We start from the raw sequence: 21,199 nt of genomic DNA, 5'->3' as shown, positions 1-21,199 counted from the left end.
ATGTTGCGTCAAACAGAGTCGCTTGCTCTAAAAGGTAAGTTATCTGCCACTCTTAGAAGTTGGCTTCCGATATTAAGTTCAAGCATTGAAGAGTTAAAAGAGACTCTGGAGCCATTTGTTACAGACAATCCGTTTGTAACCATAGAACATAAAAATCAAAGTCATTCAAAAAAGAATTACTTTAATGAAATTTCTAAAAATTCAGTTAGTGACAGTATTGAAACCTATACTATTTTTAAAGAGAGTTTGTATGACAAACTAATACCTCAGATAGGTAAACCTCTTTTTCCTACGAAAAAGTCTCAAGATATTGCCAAAAAGATAGTAGAGTGTCTAAGTGAAGAGGGGTATTTTGAGTGGGATGATGAGGTCTTGGCAGGATTTGATAGGAGTGATATTGAAAGTGTGAGATCACGCTTTGCCTATCTTGAACCGTGTGGTGTGGGAGCAAATGATTATAAAGAGAGTTTTTTGTTTCAGCTTAATGAATTTGAAGTCGATGACGAGCTATACGAGAGTGCTAAATTTGTAATAGAAAATTTTGAAAATTTAGACAGGATTACTAAAATCAATAGGTATGATGAGGCTATTGCCATAGTGCGTAAGTTTAAAAATCCTCCTGCAATTGAGTATTTAAGCGATCAAATAGCAAAGATTCCAGATATCTTTATAAATAGTGGCAGTGCCGGAATAGAGATAAGTATAAATGATGAATTTTATCCTGAAATTTTACTTGATACTGAAGGTCTTGATGCTAAAAATGAGTTTGTAAGTAGTCGCATAAAAGAGGCGAAAGATCTCATCGATGCCCTTGATATGCGCAAAGCCACTCTTAGAAAAATAGCTTTAATGATAGTGGAATATCAATATGATTATTTTTTCGGTGGAGATATGAAGCCAATGAAGCTAAAAGATATTGCAGATGATCTTGGCAGAAATCCATCCACTATCTCTAGAGCGATTTCAAATAAATATCTACAATGTTCGCGAGGATTGATTCCTATAAAAAGCTTTTTTTCCGCAGCTATTGATGAAGAAGTCTCAAATTCTACAATTAAGGATTTTGTGGCTGATGTTGTGAAGAACGAAAATCCGAAAAAACCTCTAAGCGATCTTAAAATTTTAGAGCTTATACAATCAAAATTTGGTGTAACTATGGTAAGAAGAACCATCACAAAATACAGAAAAGCCCTAAATATAGGCAGCTCTAGTGAAAGAAAAAGAATATATATGATGCAAGGCTAGGCGCTGACAAATATCTCTTGCTCTTTAAAATACGGTTTTAAGCTCTCATAAGCATTTTGAATTTTTTCAAATTTTTCTCTATATTCTTTTTTTATTTTTTCAGACTTTTGTGCATGACGATCCGGATGATAAATTTTAACAAGCTCAAGATATTTGCTTCTAACGCCCTCAAAATCACTATTTTGCTCACATTCAAGTGTTTTAAAATGCTCTGAAAATAAGTCTGCCAAAGCTGAGAATCTGCGAACAAATTTTTGTGAATTTTGAATATTAGCTTCACGTTTAAATTTTATAAATTTATCTTTGTCATATCTAAAATATGTGCAAAAGCTCATATGTTCACTTTTATCAAAGAGCTCATCAAATCCTGATGTTTCGTTTGCACTGCTTATTTTTATGATAAGGTAATTTTGATCGTCATTTATAAAAATTTGAGATTTTTTAAATTTTTGAGCAATATAGCTTATAAAAAGAGCGTTTGATCTATCAAATCGAAATCTTGCCTCATTGCCTACAAATTCTATATCTGCAAAGATAGTAATTTTTAGAGAATTGTCTTGTTTATACAGTAGTTTAATTGTGGTGTATTCTGCAAATTTTATATTTAGTTCATCTTTATGTGTCTGGTTATAAATTTTAGTAATAAATTTAAAGAAATATTTTCGCTGAATCATCTCGTTTTCATCGTAAAATGAGATGATTTTGTCTTTTTTTCCAAGAGTTTTAGTGAAATTTTTTTTCATCATTGCTTGAAGTTCAGAAAAAAGTTTGCTATCGTTTGTTTCGATACTTAAAGATTCTAAAGTTTGCTTTATATTCATTAAACTATCTCCAAAATTGGCTATTTTTAATGAAAAGCAATTAGCGTTCCAGACCCTTCCAAATAGGCTCTTTGTCAAGATCTACATATTCTTTCAAGCCTTCATAAGGCTTATATTCATTTTTATATACCAAACTAGGGCAGTTTTTGACATAATAGCCTAAGTATATCCAGCGCAAATTTAGTCTTAACGCTAGATAAATTTGCTGGTATATAGAAAATTTTCCTAAAGATAGATCGGCAAAATCAGGATCGTAGTAAAAATAAATTGATGAAATTCCATCCTCTACAATATCTATAAGATCGACTCCGACAAGTTTTTTATCTGCATAGTAAGAGATCTCTTTACCAAAATTTCCATATCCGGCTACATAAAGATCATGGTATTTTACTAAGTCGAGCTCGTAATACTTCCACTCTCTCTTTTTTTCCATAAATTTATGATATTTTCTATATAGCCTTAGATGCTCTTCATCGACAATCGGATCTGAAATAAATATAGAGGTGTTTGTGTTTTTTTTAATTGTTCTACGAACGGATTTGCTAAATTTAAAATTTTGAGCATCAACTCTTATGCTGACGCACTCTTGGCAGTTATTACAACTTGGCTTAGAAAAATATCTGCCAAATCTCCTAAAGCCATGTTTCACCATCGCATCATTAGTGTCAAAATCGCAATCGCTTATATAACTATACTCCATCCTTGAGTCTCTGTCTTTAAGATATGGGCAAAGACTGGGAAGTGTACAGAAGGATATCGTCATATCTTTTTTATGTCGCTATCTTTGACGTATTTTAAAAACTCTTCTCTTAGCATCTCTTCTTTATGCGCTATAGCTTCTTCTTTGCTGACTGCTTGCTTTTTAGATTCTTTTTTGGGTGCTACTGTTTGCTCTTTTATCATCTCTTTTTTTATATCTCTTAGACTATCAAAAAAATCGTTCATTAAAGTTCCTCTTTTAGCTTTCTATTTTCTTTTACTTTTTGGATTGCCGCTGTTATCGCAGCTATTACCTCTTCATTGCTCTCGTTATCTTTTGTTTTCATGTTTTCAAGCAATGATGGCATCTTGGTTTCTGTATATGAAGTATCAAAAAATCCACGTCTAAAGTCACGCTCTTTGCTAATACTGAGTAAAAATGGAATTGTAGTCTTAACATCACCCTCTATAGTAAATTCGTCTAATGCGCGCTTTAGTTTATTTACTGCCAAATCGTAGCTTGTTGCTCTTACTATTAGCTTGGCTAAAATAGAGTCATAAAATGGAGGAATTTGATAATCCTTGTATAGATGGCTATCAACTCTTACGCTAGGCCCAAGAGCCGGATAATATCCTGTAATCTTTCCTGGATTTGGGATGAAATTTTGCCATGCGTCCTCAGCTGTAATACGAGCTTCTATAGCAAAGCCTTGAGTGACGACGTCGCTTTGCTGCATATGAAGGATATCTCCTGCAGCTATTCTTATCTGCATTACGATTAGATCGACACCTGTTATCTCTTCGGTTACGCCGTGCTCAACTTGAATTCTTGTGTTCATCTCCATAAAATAAAAGTTGTTATAATCATCAAGTAAAAACTCAACCGTTCCAGCGTTAGTATAATTAACCGCCTTTGCCGCCGCAACCGCCGTCACACCCATGCTTTTACGCAAATTTTCGCTGATACTTGGGCTTGGAGCTATCTCTATTATTTTTTGATGTCTTCTTTGGATAGAGCAGTCGCGCTCAGCCAAGTGGATGATATTGCCGTATTTATCGCCCACTATTTGAAATTCGATGTGGCGTGGGTTGATAACGTATTTTTCCATAAAAACTTCATCGTTATTAAAAAAGGTCTTTGCTTCTCTTTTACAACTTTCAATGCTGCTTTCAAGATCCTCCTCTTTCCATACTACGCGGATTCCTCTTCCGCCTCCGCCGCCACTTGCTTTTAGTATGACAGGATATCCTATCTTTTCAGCATATATTTTGATATTTTCCATGGGCTCATTATTTAGCTTTTCTGTGCCAGGAACTACAGGAATTCCATTTTTATTCATTAAGTAACGAGCTATGTTTTTATTGCCCATTTTGCGGATTACGTCTGCGTTTGGACCGATAAATATTAGCCCTGCGTCTTGAACTTCTTTTGCAAATTCGTAATTTTCACTTAAGAATCCATACCCTGGATGTATAGCGTCCGCTCCACACGCCTTTGCAACCTCTACGATACGCTTTGCATCAAGGTAGCCTTTGATCGGGTCAATGCCTATTTGATAGGCCTCATCCGCAACTTTTACATGCAAACAGTCTTGATCCGGCTTTGTGTAGATCGCTACGTTTTTTATATGCAAGTCTTTACATGCGCGTATTATACGGACGGCTATTTCGCCGCGGTTGGCAATTAAAATTTTATGTATCATACCTATCGCCTTTGAAAATTTTTTATAAAGATAGCATAAAGATTTTTTATCAACAATTAAATTTGCTAAAATTTAAAAACTTTGTTTTGATATGCTAATTTTAAGGAAACTTTAGTTATACTTCGAACCTTAATTAATTTAATTTGTGCGCTCGTAGCTCAGCTGGATAGAGCATTTGATTGCGGTTCAAAAGGTCAGGGATTCGAATTCCTTCGGGCGCACCATTTATCCATTTTTTAAGCTTTCCTTGTTTTTCTTTTTGTTTCATAAAGCCTCGATTTTGCCGCATTCCTAAGCATTTTTTAATTTATTATTATTCCTTTATTTTTCTTGTTTTTTCTTTCCTACCCAGTAATTTTTACTGACATTTTTACTGACATTTTGTATAATACAATTTTATGTCAGTAAAAAAGGTCTGAATATGCCTAAAATACAAGCTCCGCTTACAGATGCTACCCTTAAATCATTGAAACCGAGGGAAAAGATATATAGGATGTCTGATGGGCAAAATTTGTTTATTGCTGTTGAGCCGGGCGGACGTAAATTTTTTGTCTTTGAATACAAAAGCCCTATGACTTTAAAAATAAGAAGATACACGATGGGTAATTACCCGGAACTAACACTAGCAAAAGCAAGAGAGCTTAGGGCGGAGCTAAAGAAAAAAATATCCGAGGGTATTGATCCTATGTTCGAAAAAAGCAATACAAATAGGATATTTGAAAAAATAGCTATAGAATGGATAGAAAAGAAGTCCGGTGTAATCAAAGAGCATACCGCAAAAACTCAACTTAGGATAGCACAAAAACATCTGTTTCCATATATAGGTAAGAGGGATATATCCGGGATAAAAGCTGCCGAGATAATAATGATATTGCAAAAGATAGAGGAGTCGGAGGCGTTTGCAACATTAAAGAAGGCATTTCAGCTATGTTCGCAAATTTGGAAATTTGCAGTAGTAAGCCAAAGGGCGGCTCACAATATAATGGCCGATATAGAGTATAAATATACATTTAGAGCCGTAAAATCACAAAACTATCCGACACTTATAAGAGATAACGATATAAAGGCTTTAATCCAAGGCATTAACGAATATGGCGGAGATTATAAGACAAAAATAGCTTTAAAGCTTGCAATTTATACCGCCGCAAGATCGTTTAATATAAGAGCTGCACAGTGGAGTGAATTTGACTTGAAAAAAGATATTTGGAATATAGATATAAAAAAGATGAAGCAGGAGAGGGATTACTTCAATCTTCCCATGTCAAGACAGGTTAAATCGCTGTTGCTTGAGTATAAAAAATTTTGTATTAATAGTGATTTTTTATTTTATAGCCCCGTTAGTAAGACAAAATATATGAGTGAGAATACTTTAAATGTAGCTCTTAGAAGAATGGGCTATACAAAGGATGAGTTGGTATTTCATGGGTTTCGCTCTATGTTTAGCACTGTTTGCAATGAAAATATACATATACACGGATATAGTCCCGATATAATAGAAAAATGCTTGGCCCATAAAGAGGGCAACAGTGTCAGAGCCGCTTACAATAGAGTAAGCAACTTGACACATATGAGAGGTTTGATGCAGTGGTGGGCGGATTATTTAGATAGCCTAGCATGATTTAGATCCGCTCGGGGTTACCTTAACCGCACTGGCTATAAATTTATCAATGCTCGCTTTTGAGTATAACACAGTGCGGGGTCCTAGCTTGAATTTCTCTATGTACCCGGCGTTTACATATCGCCATAGAGTCGTATCACACCACCCGTATAGTTCTTTAACTTGTTTTGTGGTTAAAAATTCGCCGTTCATTTTAGCTCCTTTCCGTGATTTATGTCGTATAGCTCTGATTGTACGCGTCTAAGCGATCTTGTTGTCTTGATCTTTTCTTCGTCTTTAAGCCCTGTCTTTTGGATGGACATGCTTATCTCTGCTAGTTCATGTCTTGCATCGTCGATTCTTTGCATTAGTATTCTTAATGTCGGGGCAGTGTTTCTGTTTAGCATGTTTTCCCTTTCAAATATTTTCTATATAGATATAGGCTATCTGCTCGCTGGCCTGGGCATAATTTTCATATTTGCCGTCGTTTGCTCTAACAATAATCGAGCGGATAAGCTCTTCATTCTTTACCCAAAAGTTCGTTAGCGGTTCGCAAAGTCTCTTAAATTTGCGCTCGTTTGGCGGCAAAAATAGACAAAGTAAAGATAGCGCCAGCTGCGGAGCGGTTATACAGAAGTTGCCTTTCTTAACCGCTACTGCGTGATGAACTTTATCTATGATGTTCATAATGCGCTTGCTTTCGCTTTTATAAATTTGCAAGATGTCAAGCATCTCGGTTTTTAGCCTTTCAAGATCTGCGGTGATTTGCTTGGTGATGTACTTATCATCGCCATCGTCATACTCAAGCATAGAGTAGGCGATAGAAAATAGCGCGACATCTTTGAGCTCGTTTTTGGTTATCATGCTTGTTCCTTTTATATGTATTTTATAAACCTTGCAAATCTCGCAACTATTTCAGGCACTACGCTATTGCCTAATATTCCAACTCGCTCCACGTTTTCGGGAAACCCATTATCGTTTCGTATGTCTCGGATATTGTTTTTATATCCGTTTTTGTTTCGCCAAAGGTATCGACGATATATGGAAATAATTTCTTCTGATGGTTTTTGTGTGTTTCCATTTGAGAGGCAATCGAAAAGCGTTTCAACACAAAACTGTCCGATTTCGTCGGAGTAGGCAACAATATACGCTCTTTGTCTTTTATGTGGGTATCCAAAGGCATCTGCTCGTAGTAAAAAAGCTCTACATCTATATCCACGCTCCCTAAGCTCTTGCGTAAAAATTTTGAAGTATTGTTTGTTTCTGACAAGTTCGGGAGTGTTCTCAAACAAAATAAACTTTGGCTTTGTGACATTTGCTATCCTTAAAATTTCAATAAATAAACTACTTCTGCTTCCTTGTATGCCTACTCTTTTGCCGGCTAAGCTTAAGTCTTGGCAAGGAAAGCCGCCGGTAATTATGTCTATTTCTCCCAACTTATCAAGCGTAGGCTTATCAAGAGTATGGACGTCCTCAAAAATAGGCACATTAGCCCAATGTTTTTTAAGAACTTTTTGGCAATTCTTGTCTTTTTCACAAAAAGCGATAGTTTTATAAAAACCATCACTTTTATATTTTTGATTTATAGGTAGCTTGGTAAAGTCATAGTCTTGGTAGTTTGCACTCTCAAAACCTACAGAAAAACCACCGATACCGCTAAATAAATCTAAAATTTGCATTTGAGAGTCTTTTATCGCTTTAATCAAACAGTCCGTCTTTGGCTATACGAAGTTCACAATATGCCGGGTCAAACTCCCCGCCTGCAATCTTTGTGTGCCTTTCATCCGTCCAAACTCTAATCCATGCTTCCTCGTAATCAACGCTGATAACTTCGTAAAATTTATCTTGATCAGGCAAGGAGCCTAAATACGGAATTTTGGCTTCAAGCTTTTGCATGGGATACCTCTTTTTCGTAAAATCTCTTAAAAATTTCATCCTCAAAGACTACAGGTACGCCTTGCTCTTTGGCAAATTTATACTCCATGGTGATGCCTTTTGAAAAGAAAGTCGTGCGCAATTCTCCTCCTATAAAAAGCTCATCGCAGCTTCTAAGCTGGGCGAAGCATATTTGCATAGCCTCGTCGTGGCTTAAGTGCTCGCAAGTATACATGTTTGTAAGCACGGGGCTAAAAAGCTCCACGCGATCGTCTGCATAAAAAGCGTTAGCGCTTTTAAGAGCTTTTAGTGCATATAGCCTTACAACATTATCACCAAACTCTTTTAAAGCAGTATACGGCGAGCAAACATAAATTCTTTTAACATTTTTCATCAAAACCCCTTTTAAAACGGTATAACGTCATCGTCTGCGTAAGATGAGGCGTCTAAATTTGCATCCGTAGGCGGCACATCTTGACGATCACGCGGCTGTGGAGCGCTCCATACCAACTCTGCAAAAAGGTTGTTTTGCTTGATGTAAATTTTTAAAAGTTTGCCGACAATGCGTGCAAAATCAGGATTTTTAAACTTAAAATTCCTAAAATAGTGATAGACGCAATGCTCACTTTTGCCGACTCTTTTGGCTACAAAACGGGCAATGTCTTTCTCACTAGCGCCACAGCAGAGGCTAGAGCTCAGAAAGAATTTGCCGAAGCAGAGATTAAAAAGCTAACTTTAGCAGAGAAAAAAGGCGAAGTTGTACCTATTGAAAAGCTAGAAAAAGAGCTAAGCGACATAGCATCAACCTTATCAAATAAGCTTTATAATCTGCCAAACAGGGTAAAGATGAATATAGAAATTAGCGATGAGATAGAAAGCAGGCTTATATACGAGCTTGAAGAGATACTAAGAGAGCTTAAGATGCCTGAAACTTATCAAAAACACAAAAAGTTAAATGCTAGCTAGCTTTAAATTTGCTGCATCTGTTAAAAATTTAGAGCGATTTGAGCTTACGCGATCGATTGCCTCTAAAACGGATTTAGGCATAGTTAAATTTATGCGCACTTTTACATCTTCTTTTATAGGCTCATATATGCTTTCTCCGTTTTTTAAAGAGCCCTCCACATAGCACGCAAAAGCATCTTTAAGCTCTTTTATCGCCTCCGCTTCACTATCTCCCCAGCCCGCCATTAGGTTATTTTTAGTAAGCCCTAAATCGGCATATTGCGCGTAATAGTCGCCATCATCAAGTCTTTTAACTGTTATGGTATAAGGCAAATTTAGATAGTATTCAAGGTCTTTTTTCATTTTTTAGCTCCTATTTTTTCTAAAACAGCAAGAGTGTAAACCTCTTTTATAGGCTTATGTCTAGGGATTATTATGCTATCTTTGTCTTTTTTAAATTTATGGTGCGAGCCTCTTGCATGCTCTAATTCTCAGCCGAAATTTATTAAAATTTTTTGCAAATCTTCAAAGCTTGCATTTTTTGGATTATTCGCTAGTTTTGATATAAGTTTATCCAAGCTTCCCATTTAATTTCCTTGTTTATACACATAAATATACACACTTATTAATTAAAACAAGATAAATCCTGCGCCGTTATTTCACTTGAAATATCCGACCCTTTAAATCCCTTGTATAAATAAAACATTTCATTTGTTAATCTTAAATCTATGAAAGCACAAGAAAAAATCAAAAAAATAGACGAAGCCATAGATAGTGTCATAACAAATTTAAGCAACGGCATAGAGATTAAGGAGTATTGGATTGACAATATCAAAATCGTTAAACGCACTCCGCTAGAGCTCATTGATGAACTAAGGCGCATTAAAAAACTTACCATTAAAGACATGCAAAAAGACAAAAAGAGCGTTAAATATGTATTTGGCGGTAGCTATTAATGAAGATATTTAATATTTTTTCTAAGAATCAAACCAGTACAAGAGGCAAAAGCGGCTTTTTTAAACCAAAACAAAAAGTAAGCCTATTTCACTATCCAAGCCTTGAAGCACACGAGATTAACAGAGGCGAACTTATAAGGCTTATAAAAAATACAGATCCTGACAAAACAAATAAAATCTTAAGAAATCAAGCAAGAAGCCTAAGCACGGCAGTAAGCCTTGCAAGCGGCTTTTTTGATATGCTTGACTCTGAAATTTTAGGCGAGAGCGGTTTTGTGCTTGATATTGCGACACAAAATAGAAAATTAAATACTTCTATTCAAAACGCCTTTTTTGATTGGGAGCAAGAGTGCTGCCTGTACGGAGTATATGATTTTGAAGATTATGAAGAGCTAGTTTTAAATTCTTTATATAGAGATGGAGAGGCTTTTATAAGGATTATTAGAGGCGCAACGCTTAAAATCGAGCTTATTGATGCCGATGATATAGATAACGACTTTAACGATGAATCGCTAAATATAAAATGCGGCATACAAAGAGCTAGTAAATACAGCTTAACTCCCATTAGATATTACGTTAAAAAAGAGGGAAATGAAAGACTAGGCATTGACGCTAAGGATATTATACATATCATACACGACCTAAGACATCTGATAGGCGGTGTGCTAGTATCTGAAGGCAAGACATTAGAGCAGATAGCCTCAATTTTGGGACATACTTCTACAAATGTAACAAAGCGTTATTCAAAGGTTAGGCAAGAAGTAGCGGCAGAGAGTTTGTAGGATTTTTTTAAAAGAGTTAAAAAGTAAATTTAACATATTTTTTAGTATAACTTTTATAGAATATTTATAGTTTAGCCATATAAAACTTTGATTAAAAGGAAGCGTAGTGAGTTATATAAATACAGAGCATTTAGCAAAGTCGCTTGAGGTTTTGAATAAGTCTTATGAACTTATAAAACAATGCAATAAAGATTCTGTGGAATATGAAATTTATCGCAACTCTATTATTAAAGGTTTTGAAATGACTTTAGAGCAGAGCGGTAAGTTGCTAAGAAAAAAACTTGAGCCATTTTTTGCAAGCAAAAAAGCAGTAGATACTCTAAATTTCAAAGACCTTTTTAGATATGCAAATAAGCACTCTTTACTAGATAGCAACAGCGTAGAGAGATGGCTTGAATATAGAGATAACCGTAATAATACAGCACACGATTACGGCGAACATTTTGCAGATGAAACATTAAAGCTTATTGAAGAGTTTATAAAAGACGCAAAGAGACTAGAAGAGATAATTAAAAATGACTGACATATTGCTAGCACCAAAATATATAGAGCGTTTAAAAACTATATTTAAAACTCTCTGTCCATCTGTCAGTGTTTTAGCCTATGGTAGCAGAATAAAGACAAATTCTCATGATGGCAGTGACCTTGATTTAGCTATTATTAGCGAACAAAATATCAACATAGCAAAGATAAAAACTGCTATATCAGATAGCAATATACCATTTTTAGTGGATATTTTAAGTTTTAATATACTGCCACAAAATTTTAAAGATGAAATTTTAAAACAAAATGTGGTTATTTATCAAGGTGAAAAATAAACAGTAAATTTGTGCCGTATGGTTAAAAATATTCTTAATTTTTAATAACTTTTTGCAGGAGTGCATCCTAGCCGTCTATATTACTTTTATTAGCTTGAAAGTACGCCATATTTTAACACTTGCCAAGGTGGGCTAGATGGTTTGATGAGGAAACCTATGGAATAAATGGCGAAATAGTAGAAAACGGTAAAATCATACATACTGACAATGGGCATTGTGGAGTGAATGGCAGATTCCCAAAGCCTAAGAATAGAACATATTATGCAAGGCTTAGGTTGTTACTAAGAAATCGCATAGGTATTTTTGCGGCTGAAATAATGGGCTTTAAATTTAGCGAGATAGACCCTCAAACTATTGAAGTCTTGGGCGATAGAAATACTCCTGGTTATAGTGGCAGTAGGGGTAGTACTTGGGGCCTAGTTCGAGCTAAGACCTTTGATGGGCAATTACTGGTCAGTTACTTTGCAAATATAGTATGGTGTAAATGGTTTTATGTAAGAATTTATGTTGGTCATAAATTGTTTGATATAGCCAGTATTAGAACAATTGGACAAATGCAAGAGTTTATAAATAATCCAAAAAACAAAATTTATTCTAAAAGCGTTTGCACTATACACCCTATAAGGTTTATAAAGAGATGAGCTGGGTTAACATTTCTGAATTTATAGTAGGCAATAAAATATGGCTAGTGATCTTGTCGGCTCTTTTAGGTGTAATCTTTGGCATGTCTGCTTTTTATAAAATTTCTAATTTATATTTATTGGACGAGATAAGAGCGACAAACATGAAAATGATCTCAAAAGAGATAGAACTACAAACACTAAAAGGTAATTTGGATAAATGTAATTTAAATATAGAAAATCAAAACAAAAAGATGGTTCAAATTTCACAAGATAACGAGAGATTAAAAAAAATATACAGCCTATTATAAAAAAGAGATTGAAACAAAGTATATCAAGATAAAACCTCCTAGCAGCCAAAGCGAATGCATTAAAAAACTAAGCTACTACGAAGAACTTTTTAAGGAGTTGTCGCGATGAGGTTTATAAAGTCATTTGTTGATTTTGGAGATATATGCCAAAGAGAGGTTAGGAGGTTGGTCTTTGTAATACTTTTATTGTTCGCTGTTTTAATAGCTGGATGCAGCACAAAACCTCAAGTCATAACCAATGTAGAGTATAAGGAGGTTTTGGTGCCTGTAAAGTGCCAAGTTAAATTGCCTCCAAAACCCACATTTAATGAGTTGGACCTAAAAACAGCTAAGGATATAGCTAAATACTATCAAGAGTCGGAAATTTTACTTAAAGAGTGTATAGGCGACTGATGTTTAATAATATAGATAAAGATGCTTTTATTTATGCGCTTGTAGCTTTTGTTGGATTTATAGGCGGCATTTTGGGCATAGGCAGCGGAAACACAAAACTAAAGGGTAATGGATGGAGTAGATTTATATCAGGGACTGTGGCTACTCTTTCATCAATGTTAGTGTGTTTTACGGTTTATGAAATAGTATTTTTTATGTTTCATGGTGCAGGGCTTGGCATAGCGCTTGGAGGCTGGGGCGCATGGCTGGGTGCCGAATGGGCCAAGAAAAAGATGGATAAACTTTTGGACAAAAGGATAGAAAGCATATCGGAAAAAAGAGATGATGAATTTAAAGATGATAAAAGGAGAGAGTATGAAGAAGTTATACATAGACAGAACTAGAAATATTAAAGATGCAACTGTAGGAACTTTTGAACTAAAAGACGGAAGTATTACATTATTAAAGGGCGTTACGCTAGAACCCGCAGGAGAAGATACCGTTACTCCAAATAAAGATAAAAGAATACCCGAGGGAGAGTATAACGCCACATTTTATAGAAGCCCTAGATTTCAAAGGAGACTGCCGATACTTTATAATGAAAAGGTTAGCAAGGATAGGCATATTTTGATACATAACGGCAATTTTCCTGATGATACTTTAGGATGTATATTGGTAGGTAGTAGAGATGATAATACGTCTTTACTAAAGCCCATACGTATAAGAGCCAAATTTAAAGTGTTTTCGCTCATAAATTTGCCTTTAATGATGCTTGGGAATAAAAAATCATTAGGCAATATGTTACTTTTATACTCATTTAATAGATTGATTGCTTGTTTTGATAAAGGTAGAGTAAAAGTTTCACGCATTTTCATTTTTTCACTTGAAATTTGCCATACTTCTTTTTCAAAATCAAATTCACCCCATCTTGCGCTTCTTATATTAAACGGTCTAACAGCAGTGTATATGGCTAGTTTTAGAGCGAATTTAGTTTTTTATATCTCCATTGTAATTTTTAACGGCTATTAATAGTCTTTTGATGTCATCACTGCTGGTAAGTGTTGAGAAATTTTTAACCTTGCCTGATTTGAATGTGTATTGATAGTTTATGTCGGATATGATGTTATGGCTTACTTTATCTACTCCAACGGCGTATCGCCATATCTGAGAGCAAAGCATATAAATTCTGTTCATGGTCTCAAAATGCCCTGTTTTTTCTATCTTTCTTAAAATACTGATAATGTCCGCTTTTGTTATATCGTTAATCTCTTTGGAGCCTAAAAACGGGAAAAGATGCTTTTCAAGCCTTATAATTTGTTTGTCAAGCGTAGTTTTGGCAACTTTTGTAGCTTTGATGTTTAGCCACTCCATAGCTATGCTTTTAAGTGCCGTATCCGATGAGTTCTTGATGATAAGCGGGTCATCTCCGCTTGCGATCTGTTTTAAAAGCTCCATTTTGCGTTCTCTTGCCTCAGCAAGACTAAGGGTAGGGTATTCGCCTAGAGCCATTCTCCTGATTTTTTGAGTTATAGGACTTTTAAACTCAAAAGCAAAATATTTACGTCCGGTCGGACTTACAAAAAGATATAAATTTTTGCCATCTGATTTTTTATACTCTCTTTCTTTTGGTTTTAATGACTTTATTAGCTTATCTGTTAGCGGAGCGTTTATTTTAGGCATTGTTACTCTTTTTACGGATTATTTTTTATATTTTATAAAAACTCCGTTAAAAACTCCGTAAAAAAATCTAGCAAGAGATGAAAAAAGATGAAATAAAATGATTGAATATGAAAATGTATTTTTAATAAAACATCGTATTTTAGGGCTTTAATTGAAGTAAAATGAAAGGATGTGAAATGCTTTGAAAAGTATAAATGGTGCCTGAGGTCGGACTCGAACCGACACAAGGTTGCCCTTACCAGATTTTGAGTCTGGCGCGTCTACCAGTTTCACCACTCAGGCCAAAAAGAATCGTATTTTACCTAAAAGAAATAAAAAATATATTAAAAATTAGAATAAAAATAAAAAATAGATAAAGAAGAAGCCCCAATTGGAGCTTCCATGAAAAGAAATTATTTCTTTTTGCCTTTTTTGTTTGTAGTAGCAACAACTGCTTCTTTCAGCTTTTTGCCAACTTTAAATTTGACCGCTTTACTAGCAGGTACATCAATAACTTTCTTAGTTCCTGGAACTCTAGCTTTTCTTGCAGCTCTATCAGCTGTGCTAAAAGTACCAAAACCTATGAAGCTAACACTACCGCCAGCAGTAAGAGCTTCTTTGATTGTCTCTAGAGCGGCATCAACAGCTTTTAGAGAATCTTTTTTTGAAAGACCAGCCTTTTCGGCGACAGCTTGAATAAATTCAGCTTTTTTCATAGAACCATCCTTTTAAGAAGTGATATATAGGCATTTTACAACGTTTTTTGAAAAAAAACAATAGTTTTGAAACCTAAATTTCATTAAAAAATGTAGTTTTTTATAAAAAAAGTGAATTTTTTATAAAATTTGCATATAAAACTCATTTTTTAATCCATTTTTTTTGATATCAATTAGCATTAAATTCTCTAAATTCAATTTGCTTAGTTCGTCAATTGTTTCAATCCTTACTTTTGCTATTTCTCTTAAAATAATTCCTCGGTAAGCTTTGGCATAATGGCTTACAACTTTGCCATTTTTTATAAATTTAAAGGTCGTAAAAGGCTTTTTTATTTCATAAAATTTTTCATAAAATTCAGCTCTTAAGTCTAGTGTGTCATCATCTTTGAGCCAGTTATCTATTGCTAAGGAAAAATACTCTTTATAAAATTTTTCAATATTTAATTTGTCTATTTTTTCTCCCTGCTTTAGTTTGTATTGAAAAATTTCATCTCCAGCCAAAATGCCTCCGAATAAATTTGAGAATATCATTACGTTTTTATCGATAAAATTTTGGGCCTTAGTGTCTAAATTTTTATAGTTTAAGTGCTTGTAGGCTACGCCTTCATATCTTAAAACGGCTTTTATGACACTTTTTTTAAAAATATCCTCTCTTAAATTTTCGCACTCTTCTAAATTTTTAAGTCCGAATAGCTTTGATAATTCGGTTGTTGTAGCTCTTTTTAAAAATTCATTGTATTGATTTAAAATCTCGATCCTTAAATCATATAGCTCTGGAAACATAAAGCTATTTTTGTCTATAAATTTATTTGATTTTACAGCACTTTTTGCCTCGCTTGGAGAGAATAAAATTTTCATAACCGCCTCGATAAAAGTAAAATTTTAAAGTCTAATAATACTCTAAACTAAATAAATTTTTAAATTTGACGATAATTCATGAATTGGAACTTAAATTGCTTCTAAAAGTTTATAGAAATATTAGGATATAGATATGCGTATTACCAATCAATTAATGAAATTTAACGATACATACAACTACCAAGTAAATATGAAGGAACTTTATAGGCTAAATACTCAAATTTCAAGCGGATTAAAGATACAAAATTCATTTGAGAATAGCAGTATTTATAATGACGGCATGAGGCTTGATTATGAGGTTGCAACGCTAAATCAAGTTCAAGACGCGACCTCTAAGGCCGGCAGTTTTTCTCTTAATACAGATAAAGCCTTAAAAGAATTTAAAGAAAAACTTGAATTATTTAAAACAAAGCTTGTCCAAGCCGGAAATGAACATCATTCAAAAACCTCAAGGGAGGCCTTGGCAAATGATCTGCAAGGCATAAAAAACCATCTTGTAAATATCGCAAACACATCTATAAATGGACAGTTTTTATTCTCTGGAAGCGCTATTAATACAAAGCCGATAAATGGCACTACAAATCAGTATTTTGGAAATTCTCAAGAGATAAGAGTAGTAGGAGGCTCACAGGTTAAGCTAGCTTATAATATGCCAGGAGAAGAGTTATTTTTAGGTAGAGATGGTGATTATAACAAGCATATAAGCACAAATGTAATGCTAACCGATCAAAGCGTTTTAAATAGACATGATAATATAAAATATCTTAATGAAGAGAGCAAAATCAGAAATATGATCGGATTTAACTATGTTAAGGATGAGAAAACTCTATCCGATTTGGATTTTGGCGGACCTAATGCAAAATCATTTCAGAATACGACATTTTATCTACAAGGCAAAAAGCCTGACGGAACAACTTTTACAAGTAAATTCCAAATGACAGCTGACGCTTCCATAAAAGATCTCATGGAAAAAATCGGAACCGAATACGGAAATACTCCAAATAATAGAGTTGTAGATGTCACGATAAATAACGAAGGGCAATTTAATATCAAAGATCTATCAAAAGGAAATCAGGTAATAGATTTTCATATGATAGGCGTTACAAGAAAATTAGATAACGAGCAAGCTCTGACCGCTGCCAATATCAATACAGCTTCTAATCATTTTAATCCTACTAATAGTCTTAAAGACTTAGAAGCTATGGTAAATGCAAATCCAAATGACTTTGTAGTAACGGAATTTGTTAAAAGCAATTACAATGATATAAATGGTAATCAAACCAATGCTTTTGATTATGATAGGGTGAAATTTAAAAATGACGGCAGGCATGTCGTAGGTACTGTTTCTCAGATCGCAAGAAAAAGTGGAGAATTTGCGACAGATAATACTACATTAAGTGAGGTTGTCGGAACTAAAAATTTATACAATGGCGAAAGCGGAAAATATAATATTGATGGACAATCTTTGCAGATGAGTATCAAGTCAAAGCATGGTGGAAAATATACGATTAATTTGGATTTTGAAGCTGATGGAAATGCGAAAATAAGAATTACCGGAAACGATCCTGCTGGAAATGCTGTTGATTATAATTCTAGAGTCTGGGATAGCTTTTATAATGCTACTACAAATCAAGCTAATGGTATCCAAACAGCATCTAAAAATATGACATTTAAACAATTAAATGATATTATCTCATTTACAGTTAATGATAATATTCCTGCAGTTGATGATAACTTTAATGCATATAAACAGGCCATTAAAGATGCTCAAGGTAGTGTAGAGGTAAATATGGATCATAGAGGAAGAATTAAGATAACTGATAAGCAAAATACAAATACTCCTATTGAGGTTGCTATTTTTGATAGAAGAAATTCGGATATTTTTGCCGGTGATAGCACCGGTAATACTCCGGCTACTTCTCAAGGAGTTGGCTCTGTTTTTACCTTTTCTGCGAACAACGCACTTGATATAGATGTGCCAAGCGTGGATATATTTAGCGATCTTGATAATATGATAGAGGCTGTAAGACTAGGACAGTATCGTGCCGATTCAAATGGACCAGATCCTAGAAATTCTGGCATCCAAGGCGCAATAGAGAGGATAGATCATATATTTGATCACGTAAATAAGCTACATACCAAGGTAGGTGCTCTTTCTAACTCATTAAAAGACACAAATACAAGAGCAAGCATACTATCGGTAAATGTTAAAACAGTAAAATCAGAGATAGTAGATGCCGACTATGGAGAGACTTATATGCATCTTATGCAAAAAATGATGTCATATCAAGCTATGTTGCAATCTGTTGCAAAGGTTAATCAGCTAACTCTATTAAACTATATGTAAAAATACGCTATAATCAGGCTTTTATAAAGGATTTAAAATTTTAAGAGAGTCGATTTTAGTTGTTGTTATATGTTTTTTAATGTTTTTTGGAGTTGCTACCATAGCTCCTGATGCAAATTTTGTAGGGAGTTTTGGTAAAATTTTAGGTGAAACAAACTTTAAACTGTTTGGATTTATCGGCTATGTCTATCCTTTTGTTTTCATCTTCTTTGCTTACTATATTTGTAAATTCGTAAAAAGCCTTGATTGGGATTTGGCGCAGATAGTTTCTGGGGTTATACTTTTATTTTTTGCGTTTTTGATGTTTCAAGCTAATTCAAACTCCGATTATGGCGGTCTTGTTGGTAATTTTGCTATTTTAGCTTTAAAGGATATCATCGGAGTTATAGGCACATGGGTTTTTATAGCTATGATTTTTGTGTTGGCTTTTGGGCTTATTGCTCAAGAAAATATAGTGATAATATTAAAAAGAGCCTTTGTGGAACCTACAAAAAAAGAGGCTAAAAATTTAGCACAAGCTCAATATAAAGAGCCAAAACCGATTGCAAAAAAGAAAAAACGTGAAAATATAAACAATTTAAACCAAGATGAAGCAGAACAGAATTTATCTGTGAATGATGAGATTTTGGATAGTGAAGAAAAAACGCAAATTTCTACTATAAATGGAGTTGAGATTTTAAATGAGGTAGTGGAAAACAAAAAGCTACTAGATGAGCTTGATAAAGGTAAAGTGGAAAAGCCAAAAGACTTTGAGCTTCCACCACTTAAATTTCTAAACGATCCTCCAAAGCGTTCACATAATATAAATGAGGTTGAGATTGACCAAAAAATTTCAGATCTTTTGGATAAACTTCGCAAATTTAAGATAGATGGTGATGTAGTTCGCACTTACACTGGTCCTATTGTAACTACATTTGAGTTTCGTTTGGCTCCGCATATAAAAGTAAGTAAGATTTTGACACTGCAAGATGATATTGCTATGGCTCTGCGCGCTCAAACAATACGTATTCAAGCGCCAATTCCTGGCAAAGACGTAATAGGTATTGAGGTGCCAAACCAAAATATAGAAACAATATATTTAAAAGAAATTTTAGATAGTGAAATTTATAAAAATGCTTCAAGCCCTCTTACCATCGCTCTTGGCAAGGATATAGTTGGAGCACCTTTTGTAACAGATCTTAAAAAGCTTCCTCACCTTCTTATAGCAGGAACTACAGGAAGCGGTAAGAGTGTGGGCATAAACGCCATGCTTTTAAGTTTGCTTTATAGAAATAGTCCGCAGACTTTACGCCTTATGATGATAGATCCTAAGATGCTTGAATTTAGCATATATAATGATATTCCACACCTCTTAACACCGGTTATTACTCAGTCTAAGCAGGCCATAACCGCACTTGCAAATATGGTCTCTGAAATGGAGCGTAGATATACGATAATGAGCCATACTCGCACTAAAAATATCGAAAGCTACAATGAGAAGATGAAAGCAGAATGCGGAGAGCAGCTACCGTATATAGTTGTTATAATAGATGAGTTGGCTGATCTTATGATGACAAGCGGTAAGGATGTGGAAATATATATCGGTCGCTTGGCTCAAATGGCAAGAGCTAGCGGAATACACCTGATAGTGGCTACTCAGCGTCCAAGTGTGGATGTAGTAACAGGACTTATAAAGGCAAATTTGCCAAGTCGCATTAGTTATAGGGTAGGGCAAAGAGTAGACAGTAAGGTTATCCTTGATCAAATGGGTGCTGAAAGCTTACTTGGACGAGGTGATATGCTGTTTACTCCTCCTGGAAGTCCAGGTATCATACGTCTGCACGCACCTTTTGCAAGTGAAAAAGAGATAGAAAAGATAGTGGAATTTCTAAAAGCTCAACAAGATGTCGTATATGATGATAGATTTTTAGCTGAAAATGGCACGGAAGGAGTCGGTTCTACTTCTAGCGGAGCTATTGGCAGTGGCGAACTAGACGAGCTATATGATGAAGCCAAAGAGATTGTATTGAGCGAGCAAAAGACATCCATAAGCTACTTGCAGCGTCGCCTCAAAATAGGCTATAACAGGGCTGCTACTATAATAGAACAGATGGAGCATATGGGTGTGCTAAGTCCCGTTAACGCCAAAGGGCAAAGGGATATTTTATAATTTTAGTAAAAAACTCTATTTAGATAAAGTCCGTTTGGTGGAGCAGGTATACGTGTAAGAGGCTGTTGGTTTTTTATTGCTAAATTTATTAAATCAGCCCCATTTTTAAGCTTTAAAGCCTTTAATGTTGTAGCTACCATTAAACGAATTTGAGCTCTCAAAAATCCATTAGCCTTAAAAACTATGATAGTTTTTTCTTTGTGAGAGTAGCAAAATGCCTGACTTACTTCTCTTATCGGACTTTTTGTATCGCTTCCTGTCTTCATAAATGCACTAAAATCATGCTTGCCTATAAAAATTGCCAAAAGCTCATTTGCTCTATCTATATCAAATTTTGGCAAAAATGTTTGGTATTGGCTTAAAAAAGGGCTAAAATCTTCATGATTTATAATATATCTATATTGCCTAAATTTAGCGTCATATCGAGGATGAAAGCTATCATCAACTCTTAAAATTTTTTTTATATGAATATGCGGGTGAGCGTGGCGATTTATTAGATCGGCTAGTCTTTTAAAATCTTTAAAATGATCTCCGCATATAACGCTTGCAACTTGATTATTGGCGTGTACGTCTTTATCGGTTCTAGAGCTTGATGTGATCTTGTCAAAGATTCCAACATGGGCTAATGCTCTACCGAGTTCATCTTCCACCCCATTTTCGTGTGGTTGTGTTTGAGAGCCTTGAAATTTGGAGCCATCGTAGCTAAATATTAGTTTTATTTTCAAT

The 21,199-nt window shown here is 34.7% G+C and carries 29 protein-coding genes, 2 tRNA genes and 1 pseudogene; 15 read left to right on the top strand and 17 right to left on the bottom strand.

Annotated elements, in window-relative coordinates; genetic code table 11:
• Window positions 1-1,245, top strand: a complete 1,245-nt coding sequence (locus CDOMC_RS05425) for an RNA polymerase factor sigma-54 (RefSeq protein WP_172128592.1) — start codon at window positions 1-3, stop codon at window positions 1,243-1,245.
• Here the strand turns inward: CDOMC_RS05425 and CDOMC_RS05420 are convergent.
• From CDOMC_RS05420 to CDOMC_RS05405, 4 genes are read right to left on the bottom strand one after another with little or no spacing between them, the layout of a single operon-like run.
• Window positions 1,242-2,066 (bottom strand): adenylosuccinate lyase, encoded by an 825-nt coding sequence (locus CDOMC_RS05420; RefSeq protein WP_172128590.1) that lies wholly within the window; start codon window positions 2,064-2,066, stop codon window positions 1,242-1,244. The two genes, CDOMC_RS05425 and CDOMC_RS05420, sit on opposite strands and share 4 nt — an antisense overlap.
• A 40-nt stretch (window positions 2,067-2,106) precedes the next feature.
• On the bottom strand, window positions 2,107-2,829 hold the full coding sequence (locus CDOMC_RS05415) for an arginyltransferase (RefSeq protein ID WP_172128588.1): 723 nt from the start codon (window positions 2,827-2,829) through the stop codon (window positions 2,107-2,109).
• A complete protein-coding gene (locus CDOMC_RS05410) occupies window positions 2,826-3,011 on the bottom strand; it encodes a hypothetical protein (RefSeq protein WP_172128586.1) in 186 nt (61 codons plus the stop codon). The genes CDOMC_RS05415 and CDOMC_RS05410 overlap by 4 nt, the downstream gene beginning before the upstream one ends.
• The gene (locus tag CDOMC_RS05405) at window positions 3,011-4,474 is read right to left on the bottom strand and encodes an acetyl-CoA carboxylase subunit A (protein WP_172129655.1); all 1,464 of its coding nucleotides are present in this window, start codon (window positions 4,472-4,474) and stop codon (window positions 3,011-3,013) included. Before CDOMC_RS05405 ends, CDOMC_RS05410 begins: the two co-directional genes overlap by 1 nt.
• A gap of 141 nt (window positions 4,475-4,615) precedes the next feature.
• On the opposite strand from CDOMC_RS05405, the gene CDOMC_RS05400 reads away from it, so the two are divergent.
• Window positions 4,616-4,692 (top strand) — tRNA-Arg (locus tag CDOMC_RS05400).
• Window positions 4,693-4,889: 197 nt separating this feature from the next.
• A complete protein-coding gene (locus CDOMC_RS05395; protein ID WP_172128584.1) occupies window positions 4,890-6,086 on the top strand; it encodes a tyrosine-type recombinase/integrase in 1,197 nt (398 codons plus the stop codon).
• Here CDOMC_RS05395 and CDOMC_RS05390 read toward each other — a convergent pair.
• Genes CDOMC_RS05390 through CDOMC_RS05365 form a run of 6 tightly spaced genes read right to left on the bottom strand, consistent with a single transcriptional unit; the run spans window position 6,078 to window position 8,334 of the window.
• The gene (locus CDOMC_RS05390; protein WP_172128582.1) at window positions 6,078-6,278 is read right to left on the bottom strand and encodes a helix-turn-helix transcriptional regulator; all 201 of its coding nucleotides are present in this window, start codon (window positions 6,276-6,278) and stop codon (window positions 6,078-6,080) included. The two genes, CDOMC_RS05395 and CDOMC_RS05390, sit on opposite strands and share 9 nt — an antisense overlap.
• Window positions 6,275-6,433 carry a hypothetical protein gene (locus CDOMC_RS05385; RefSeq protein ID WP_172128580.1) on the bottom strand — a complete coding sequence of 53 codons (159 nt, stop codon included), beginning with the start codon at window positions 6,431-6,433 and terminating at the stop codon, window positions 6,275-6,277. The genes CDOMC_RS05390 and CDOMC_RS05385 overlap by 4 nt, the downstream gene beginning before the upstream one ends.
• Window positions 6,434-6,482: 49 nt before the next feature.
• Window positions 6,483-6,929, bottom strand: coding sequence for a hypothetical protein (locus CDOMC_RS05380; protein WP_172128242.1), 447 nt, complete (start codon window positions 6,927-6,929; stop codon window positions 6,483-6,485).
• Window positions 6,930-6,940: 11 nt separating this feature from the next.
• Entirely contained in the window at window positions 6,941-7,744 is an 804-nt protein-coding gene (locus CDOMC_RS05375; protein ID WP_172128578.1) for a DNA cytosine methyltransferase, read from the bottom strand.
• Window positions 7,745-7,763: 19 nt separating this feature from the next.
• Window positions 7,764-7,961, bottom strand: a complete 198-nt coding sequence (locus CDOMC_RS05370; RefSeq protein ID WP_172128246.1) for a hypothetical protein — start codon at window positions 7,959-7,961, stop codon at window positions 7,764-7,766.
• Entirely contained in the window at window positions 7,948-8,334 is a 387-nt protein-coding gene (locus tag CDOMC_RS05365) for a DUF7768 domain-containing protein (RefSeq protein ID WP_172128576.1), read from the bottom strand. Before CDOMC_RS05365 ends, CDOMC_RS05370 begins: the two co-directional genes overlap by 14 nt.
• Before the next feature lie 224 nt (window positions 8,335-8,558).
• Here CDOMC_RS05365 and CDOMC_RS05360 point away from each other — a divergent pair, with 224 nt between their 5' ends.
• A complete protein-coding gene (locus CDOMC_RS05360) occupies window positions 8,559-8,906 on the top strand; it encodes a hypothetical protein (protein ID WP_185768453.1) in 348 nt (115 codons plus the stop codon).
• Here the strand turns inward: CDOMC_RS05360 and CDOMC_RS05355 are convergent.
• The gene (locus CDOMC_RS05355; protein ID WP_172128574.1) at window positions 8,892-9,248 is read right to left on the bottom strand and encodes a type II toxin-antitoxin system HicB family antitoxin; all 357 of its coding nucleotides are present in this window, start codon (window positions 9,246-9,248) and stop codon (window positions 8,892-8,894) included. The genes CDOMC_RS05360 and CDOMC_RS05355 overlap by 15 nt on opposite strands.
• A 365-nt stretch (window positions 9,249-9,613) precedes the next feature.
• Here CDOMC_RS05355 and CDOMC_RS05345 point away from each other — a divergent pair, with 365 nt between their 5' ends.
• From CDOMC_RS05345 to CDOMC_RS10350, 9 genes and pseudogenes are all read left to right on the top strand, one after another.
• Window positions 9,614-9,841, top strand: a complete 228-nt coding sequence (locus CDOMC_RS05345; RefSeq protein ID WP_172128572.1) for a hypothetical protein — start codon at window positions 9,614-9,616, stop codon at window positions 9,839-9,841.
• Entirely contained in the window at window positions 9,841-10,623 is a 783-nt protein-coding gene (locus tag CDOMC_RS05340; protein ID WP_185768452.1) for a phage portal protein, read from the top strand. The genes CDOMC_RS05345 and CDOMC_RS05340 overlap by 1 nt, the downstream gene beginning before the upstream one ends.
• Before the next feature lie 106 nt (window positions 10,624-10,729).
• The gene (locus CDOMC_RS05335) at window positions 10,730-11,146 is read left to right on the top strand and encodes a nucleotidyltransferase substrate binding protein (RefSeq protein ID WP_172128570.1); all 417 of its coding nucleotides are present in this window, start codon (window positions 10,730-10,732) and stop codon (window positions 11,144-11,146) included.
• Window positions 11,139-11,441, top strand: coding sequence for a nucleotidyltransferase domain-containing protein (locus tag CDOMC_RS05330; protein ID WP_172128568.1), 303 nt, complete (start codon window positions 11,139-11,141; stop codon window positions 11,439-11,441). Before CDOMC_RS05335 ends, CDOMC_RS05330 begins: the two co-directional genes overlap by 8 nt.
• Window positions 11,442-11,560: 119 nt before the next feature.
• Window positions 11,561-12,082: a hypothetical protein gene (locus CDOMC_RS05325; RefSeq protein ID WP_172128566.1), complete on the top strand. Its 522-nt coding sequence runs from the start codon at window positions 11,561-11,563 to the stop codon at window positions 12,080-12,082.
• Window positions 12,079-12,372, top strand: a complete 294-nt coding sequence (locus CDOMC_RS05320; protein ID WP_172128564.1) for a hypothetical protein — start codon at window positions 12,079-12,081, stop codon at window positions 12,370-12,372. The genes CDOMC_RS05325 and CDOMC_RS05320 overlap by 4 nt, the downstream gene beginning before the upstream one ends.
• 105 nt (window positions 12,373-12,477) lie before the next feature.
• Complete coding sequence (locus tag CDOMC_RS05315; RefSeq protein WP_172128562.1) at window positions 12,478-12,765, top strand: hypothetical protein; 288 nt, start codon at window positions 12,478-12,480, stop codon at window positions 12,763-12,765.
• Window positions 12,765-13,148, top strand: coding sequence for a hypothetical protein (locus tag CDOMC_RS05310; protein ID WP_172128560.1), 384 nt, complete (start codon window positions 12,765-12,767; stop codon window positions 13,146-13,148). The genes CDOMC_RS05315 and CDOMC_RS05310 overlap by 1 nt, the downstream gene beginning before the upstream one ends.
• Window positions 13,087-13,371 (top strand): annotated as a pseudogene (locus tag CDOMC_RS10350) (DUF5675 family protein); the annotation flags it as partial. The gene CDOMC_RS05310 and the pseudogene CDOMC_RS10350, both read left to right, overlap by 62 nt.
• Here CDOMC_RS10350 and CDOMC_RS10345 read toward each other — a convergent pair.
• From CDOMC_RS10345 to CDOMC_RS05285, 5 genes are all read right to left on the bottom strand, one after another.
• A complete protein-coding gene (locus CDOMC_RS10345) occupies window positions 13,338-13,685 on the bottom strand; it encodes a tyrosine-type recombinase/integrase (protein ID WP_442861620.1) in 348 nt (115 codons plus the stop codon). The pseudogene CDOMC_RS10350 and the gene CDOMC_RS10345 overlap by 34 nt on opposite strands.
• Window positions 13,686-13,731: 46 nt before the next feature.
• On the bottom strand, window positions 13,732-14,424 hold the full coding sequence (locus CDOMC_RS05300) for a tyrosine-type recombinase/integrase (protein WP_172128558.1): 693 nt from the start codon (window positions 14,422-14,424) through the stop codon (window positions 13,732-13,734).
• 195 nt (window positions 14,425-14,619) lie between these two features.
• Window positions 14,620-14,706: transfer RNA gene (locus tag CDOMC_RS05295), tRNA-Leu, on the bottom strand.
• A gap of 110 nt (window positions 14,707-14,816) precedes the next feature.
• Window positions 14,817-15,119 carry an HU family DNA-binding protein gene (locus tag CDOMC_RS05290; RefSeq protein ID WP_169974808.1) on the bottom strand — a complete coding sequence of 101 codons (303 nt, stop codon included), beginning with the start codon at window positions 15,117-15,119 and terminating at the stop codon, window positions 14,817-14,819.
• 120 nt (window positions 15,120-15,239) lie between these two features.
• Window positions 15,240-15,977: a YaaA family protein gene (locus tag CDOMC_RS05285; protein WP_172128556.1), complete on the bottom strand. Its 738-nt coding sequence runs from the start codon at window positions 15,975-15,977 to the stop codon at window positions 15,240-15,242.
• 133 nt (window positions 15,978-16,110) lie between these two features.
• Between CDOMC_RS05285 and CDOMC_RS05280 the strand changes: the two genes are divergently transcribed.
• Together CDOMC_RS05280 and CDOMC_RS05275 are read left to right on the top strand one after the other, a co-directional pair.
• Entirely contained in the window at window positions 16,111-18,324 is a 2,214-nt protein-coding gene (locus CDOMC_RS05280; protein WP_172128554.1) for a flagellin N-terminal helical domain-containing protein, read from the top strand.
• Window positions 18,325-18,403: 79 nt separating this feature from the next.
• Window positions 18,404-20,473, top strand: coding sequence for an FtsK/SpoIIIE family DNA translocase (locus CDOMC_RS05275; protein WP_172128552.1), 2,070 nt, complete (start codon window positions 18,404-18,406; stop codon window positions 20,471-20,473).
• Window positions 20,474-20,475: 2 nt separating this feature from the next.
• Here the strand turns inward: CDOMC_RS05275 and truA are convergent, their stop codons facing one another.
• A complete protein-coding gene (truA, locus tag CDOMC_RS05270) occupies window positions 20,476-21,198 on the bottom strand; it encodes a tRNA pseudouridine(38-40) synthase TruA (RefSeq protein WP_172128550.1) in 723 nt (240 codons plus the stop codon).
• Window position 21,199 lies beyond the last annotated feature (1 nt).

The sequence above is a fragment of the Campylobacter sp. RM16192 genome (assembly GCF_004803855.2).
Taxonomy (GTDB): Bacteria; Campylobacterota; Campylobacteria; order Campylobacterales; family Campylobacteraceae; genus Campylobacter_A.
The sequence above is the reverse complement of the archived record's forward strand: the minus strand, read 5'-3'. Positions and strand labels throughout refer to the sequence as shown.

Bases quoted from the DNA above. Each gene is read 5' to 3' on its own strand.
- CDOMC_RS05395 (WP_172128584.1), top strand. From the start codon at position 4,890: ATGCCTAAAATACAAGCTCCGCTTACAGATGCTACCCTTAAATCATTG.
- CDOMC_RS05370 (WP_172128246.1), bottom strand. From the start codon at position 7,961: ATGCAAAAGCTTGAAGCCAAAATTCCGTATTTAGGCTCCTTGCCTGAT.
- CDOMC_RS05315 (WP_172128562.1), top strand. From the start codon at position 12,478: ATGAGGTTTATAAAGTCATTTGTTGATTTTGGAGATATATGCCAAAGA.
- CDOMC_RS05355 (WP_172128574.1), bottom strand. From the start codon at position 9,248: ATGAAAAAAGACCTTGAATACTATCTAAATTTGCCTTATACCATAACA.
- CDOMC_RS05320 (WP_172128564.1), top strand. From the start codon at position 12,079: ATGAGCTGGGTTAACATTTCTGAATTTATAGTAGGCAATAAAATATGG.
- CDOMC_RS05330 (WP_172128568.1), top strand. From the start codon at position 11,139: ATGACTGACATATTGCTAGCACCAAAATATATAGAGCGTTTAAAAACT.
- CDOMC_RS05345 (WP_172128572.1), top strand. From the start codon at position 9,614: ATGAAAGCACAAGAAAAAATCAAAAAAATAGACGAAGCCATAGATAGT.
- CDOMC_RS05340 (WP_185768452.1), top strand. From the start codon at position 9,841: ATGAAGATATTTAATATTTTTTCTAAGAATCAAACCAGTACAAGAGGC.
- CDOMC_RS05380 (WP_172128242.1), bottom strand. From the start codon at position 6,929: ATGATAACCAAAAACGAGCTCAAAGATGTCGCGCTATTTTCTATCGCC.
- CDOMC_RS05375 (WP_172128578.1), bottom strand. From the start codon at position 7,744: ATGCAAATTTTAGATTTATTTAGCGGTATCGGTGGTTTTTCTGTAGGT.
- CDOMC_RS05275 (WP_172128552.1), top strand. From the start codon at position 18,404: ATGTTTTTTGGAGTTGCTACCATAGCTCCTGATGCAAATTTTGTAGGG.
- CDOMC_RS05415 (WP_172128588.1), bottom strand. From the start codon at position 2,829: ATGACGATATCCTTCTGTACACTTCCCAGTCTTTGCCCATATCTTAAA.
- CDOMC_RS05300 (WP_172128558.1), bottom strand. From the start codon at position 14,424: ATGCCTAAAATAAACGCTCCGCTAACAGATAAGCTAATAAAGTCATTA.
- CDOMC_RS05310 (WP_172128560.1), top strand. From the start codon at position 12,765: ATGTTTAATAATATAGATAAAGATGCTTTTATTTATGCGCTTGTAGCT.
- CDOMC_RS05365 (WP_172128576.1), bottom strand. From the start codon at position 8,334: ATGAAAAATGTTAAAAGAATTTATGTTTGCTCGCCGTATACTGCTTTA.
- CDOMC_RS05390 (WP_172128582.1), bottom strand. From the start codon at position 6,278: ATGAACGGCGAATTTTTAACCACAAAACAAGTTAAAGAACTATACGGG.
- CDOMC_RS05420 (WP_172128590.1), bottom strand. From the start codon at position 2,066: ATGAATATAAAGCAAACTTTAGAATCTTTAAGTATCGAAACAAACGAT.
- CDOMC_RS05425 (WP_172128592.1), top strand. From the start codon at position 1: ATGTTGCGTCAAACAGAGTCGCTTGCTCTAAAAGGTAAGTTATCTGCC.
- CDOMC_RS05410 (WP_172128586.1), bottom strand. From the start codon at position 3,011: ATGAACGATTTTTTTGATAGTCTAAGAGATATAAAAAAAGAGATGATA.
- CDOMC_RS05280 (WP_172128554.1), top strand. From the start codon at position 16,111: ATGCGTATTACCAATCAATTAATGAAATTTAACGATACATACAACTAC.
- CDOMC_RS05285 (WP_172128556.1), bottom strand. From the start codon at position 15,977: ATGAAAATTTTATTCTCTCCAAGCGAGGCAAAAAGTGCTGTAAAATCA.
- CDOMC_RS05290 (WP_169974808.1), bottom strand. From the start codon at position 15,119: ATGAAAAAAGCTGAATTTATTCAAGCTGTCGCCGAAAAGGCTGGTCTT.
- CDOMC_RS05360 (WP_185768453.1), top strand. From the start codon at position 8,559: ATGCTCACTTTTGCCGACTCTTTTGGCTACAAAACGGGCAATGTCTTT.
- CDOMC_RS05385 (WP_172128580.1), bottom strand. From the start codon at position 6,433: ATGCAAAGAATCGACGATGCAAGACATGAACTAGCAGAGATAAGCATG.